We start from the raw sequence: 4,084 nt of genomic DNA on the forward strand, positions 1-4,084 counted from the left end.
GAACCTATGACCCTCACCCCGCAATGGCTGGACGAACTCCGCTCGCGCATCACGCTGTCGACCCTCATCGGCCGCACGGTGAAGGTCATACGCGCGGGCCGCGAGTATAAGGCCTGCTGCCCCTTCCATAACGAGAAGACGCCCAGCTTCACGATCAACGACGAAAAGGGCTTCTACCACTGTTTCGGCTGCAGCGCCCACGGCGATGCGATCCGCTGGATGACCGACCAGCGCGGGCTGTCGTTCATGGACGCGGTGAAGGAGCTCGCCGCCGAGGCCGGGATGGAGGTCCCCGCCGCCGATCCGCGTGCCGCGAAAAAGGCCGAGGAGCAGGCGAGCCTGCGCGATGTCGTGCAGGGCGCCGCCGACTGGTTCGCGCAGCAACTCGGCAGCAGCAACGGCGCCCCGGCGCGCGAATATCTCGCCAAGCGCGGGATTTCGGAGGCGACGCGCAAGGCGTTCGGTTTCGGCCTCGCGCCGGAGAGCCGCAGTGCATTGAAGGAAGCGCTCAAGAAATTCCCGACCGCGATGCTGGTCGAATCGGGGATGCTGATCGCGGTCGATGACAAGGAACCCTACGACCGGTTCCGCGGCCGGCTGATGATCCCGATCCGCGACGCGCGCGGGCGCGTGATCGCGTTCGGCGGCCGCATCCTCGGCGACGGCGAGCCCAAATATCTGAACTCGCCCGACACGCCTTTGTTCGACAAGGGCCGCGTCCTCTATAATCTCGACAAGGCGTCGCCGGCGTCGCGGCAGACGAACCGGATCATCGTCGTCGAGGGCTATATGGACGTCATCGCGCTCGCCGAGGCGGGGATCGCCGATGCCGTCGCGCCGCTCGGCACCGCGCTGACCGAGGCGCAGCTTGGGCTCATCTGGCGGATGGTGCCGGTGCCCGTGCTCTGCTTCGACGGCGATGCGGCGGGACAGAAGGCCGCGATGCGCGCCGCGATGCGCGCGCTGCCCCTCCTCCGCCCCGGCTTCAGCCTTGCCTTTGCGACGCTGCCCGCGGGGCAGGACCCCGACGATATCGTCCGCGCGCGCGGCGCCGAGGGCTTCAACGCCATCCTCGATGAGACACAGCCGCTCGTCGAACGCCTGTGGGCGCACGAGGTGGCAGCGGGACCGCTCGCCACCCCCGAGGAACGCGCCGCGCTCAAGACGCGCCTGCTCGCCCACGCCGACGCGATCGAGGACGCCGATGTCCGCCACCATTATCGCGAGGCCTTCCGCGAACGGCTCGATGCCTTGTTTGCGCGCAAGCAGCCCGAGCGCGCCCAGCGCCAGCCATGGACGCCGAATCCGCCGCGGGGAAACGGCAATCGCCGCTTCGGCCCCGACCCGCGCTTGCAACCTCCGGCCGACGAGACGCGTTCCATCGGGCAGGCCGGGATTTCAGCGCCTTATGTCGCGGCGTTGATCGGCGGGTTGCTGCGCTATCCCGAGGCGCTGCGGCGCAACGAGGAGGCGTTGACGCGGCTGCCGGTGAGCGATTCCGGCGACGCCGAACTGCTCGGCGTAATGCTTGACAGCGCAGGTGCGCAGGAAGGGCTTGATTGCGAGGGGTTGCTTGCCATATTGGAGCCGATGAAAGTGTATAATAGGGCGACGACATTGCTCAGAGCCGACGGAATGCACTTCTCGTTCAATCGCAGGCTGGAAAGCAATGACGAGGCCGCAGCGGCGCGGGAAACGGCGCTTCGCGACCTTGACGAATATATCGGCGTGCTGGTGACCCAGCCCGAAATCCGCGACCGGCTGGCACAGGCCACTGCGGATTTCCAGCGCTCGATGGATGACGAAGGCCTGGCACGTCAACAACGGTTGCGTGCGATGGACGAGGATCTGACCCGCCGACTGGCCGCGCTGTCCGAAAGCAGCAGCCAGTAACGACCAAGTTAATGCCCTTTTAGGCAGGAAGAATAAATGGCCACCAAGAACACCGCCGCCGATACCGATACCGACGCCCCGCTGATCGACCTCAACGAGGCCGACGTCAAAAAGCTGATCGCGCGTGGCAAGAAGCGCGGTTACCTGACCTATGACGAGCTCAATGCGGCACTGCCGCAGGATGAAATGTCGTCCGAGCAGATCGAGGATATCATGTCGGCGATCTCCGACATGGGCATCAACATCGTCGAAAGCGACGAGGATGTGCAGGAAGAGGCCGATCAGGAGGCCGACGACGATGTCGACGTCAGCGCCGGCACCGGCTCGGTGTCGAACCCCGCGATCGAAAAGAAGAAGGAAACGGTCGATCGCACCGACGATCCCGTTCGCATGTACCTGCGCGAAATGGGCGCGGTCGAACTGCTCAGCCGCGAAGGCGAAATCGCGATCGCGAAGCGCATCGAGGCAGGCCGCGACACGATGATCCTCGGGCTGTGCGAAAGCCCGCTGACCTTCAACGCGATCATCGACTGGTCGACCGCGCTCAACAACGGCGACATGCAGCTGCGCGAGATCGTCGACCTCGAAGCAATGCTGTCGAAGGACCCCGCGCCCGAGAACCTCGACGAGGAAGGCGCCGAGGACGACGGTGAAATCAGCGAAAAGACTGCCGGTGTCTCGTTCAAGGACGAGGACGAGGTCGAGGAAGAGCCCGCCGCCGACGGCGACGACGAGGACGGCGAAGGATCGTCGGGCAAGCGCGAAAGCTTCGAGGAAGATGAGGAAGACAACACGCTCAGCCTCGCGGCGATGGAAGAGCTGTTGAAGCCCGACGCGCTCGAGAAGTTCGCGAACATCACGAAGAGCTTCAAGGCGTTCCAGAAGCTGCAGGAAGCGCGGCTCGAATCGCTTTCGGGCGGCGAGGAATTCCCCGCGGCGTCGGAAAAGAAGTACCACAAGCTGCGCGAGGAACTCACCGCGCAGGTCGAGAGCGTGCAGTTCCACGGCACCAAGATCGAATATCTGGTCGATCAGCTCTACAGCTATAACCGCCGCCTGACCGCGCTCGGCGGCCAGATGCTGCGCCTCGCCGAACGCCACAAGGTGCCGCGCAAGTCGTTCCTCGACAATTATGTCGGGCGCGAACTCGAAGAGAATTGGCTCGACGAAGTCTCGGGTCTCGACAAGAAATGGGCCGCCTTCGCCGAGAATGAAGCCGGCGCGGTCGACCGTATCCGCATCGAGATTTCGGAAATCGCGCAGGCGGCGGGCATGAGCCTGACCGAATTCCGCCGCGTCGTGAACATGGTCCAGAAGGGCGAGCGCGAAGCGCGCATCGCCAAGAAGGAAATGGTCGAGGCGAACCTGCGTCTCGTGATCTCGATCGCCAAGAAATATACGAACCGCGGCCTGCAGTTCCTCGACCTCATCCAGGAAGGCAATATCGGCCTGATGAAAGCGGTAGATAAGTTCGAGTACCGCCGCGGCTACAAATTCTCGACCTATGCGACCTGGTGGATCCGCCAGGCGATCACGCGCTCGATCGCCGACCAGGCCCGCACCATCCGCATCCCGGTCCATATGATCGAGACGATCAACAAGCTGGTCCGCTGCAGCCGCCAGTTCCTCCACGAGAGCGGCCGCGAGCCGACCCCGGAGGAAATGGCCGAGCGCCTGTCGATGCCGCTCGAAAAGGTCCGCAAGGTGATGAAGATCGCCAAGGAGCCGATCAGCCTCGAAACGCCGATCGGCGACGAGGAAGACAGCCACCTCGGCGATTTCATCGAGGACAAGAATGCCGTCATCCCGGTCGATGCCGCGGTACAGTCGAACCTCAAGGAAACGGTAACGCGAGTTTTGGCTTCGCTTACTCCGCGTGAAGAGCGCGTTTTGCGCATGCGCTTCGGCATCGGGATGAACACCGACCACACGCTCGAAGAAGTGGGCCAGCAGTTCAGCGTGACGCGTGAACGCATCCGCCAGATCGAGGCGAAGGCGCTCCGCAAGCTGAAGCACCCGAGCCGCAGCCGCAAGATGCGCAGCTTCCTCGACCAGTAAGCTTTCGGAACATTCCGGGCACCAGACACCCCGCCGTCACCGGCGGGGTGTTTTGTTTTTCCGCAATGATCAGCTTTCGACTGGAAGCTGACCATAGGGATGTGCACCCCGGCGAAAGCCGGGGCCCAGAATT

2 protein-coding genes are annotated in these 4,084 nt (G+C 63.9%); both read left to right on the forward strand.

The window, feature by feature from the left end; genetic code table 11:
* Positions 1-6: 6 nt before the first annotated feature.
* Complete coding sequence (gene dnaG / locus VGD20_RS10155) at positions 7-1,893, forward strand: DNA primase (RefSeq protein WP_331134329.1); 1,887 nt, start codon at positions 7-9, stop codon at positions 1,891-1,893.
* A gap of 36 nt (positions 1,894-1,929) precedes the next feature.
* Positions 1,930-3,951: an RNA polymerase sigma factor RpoD gene (gene rpoD / locus VGD20_RS10160; protein ID WP_331134328.1), complete on the forward strand. Its 2,022-nt coding sequence runs from the start codon at positions 1,930-1,932 to the stop codon at positions 3,949-3,951.
* Positions 3,952-4,084: the final 133 nt, after the last annotated feature.

The sequence above is a fragment of the Sphingopyxis sp. genome (assembly GCF_036402335.1).
In the GTDB taxonomy this organism is placed as follows: domain Bacteria; phylum Pseudomonadota; class Alphaproteobacteria; order Sphingomonadales; family Sphingomonadaceae; genus Sphingopyxis.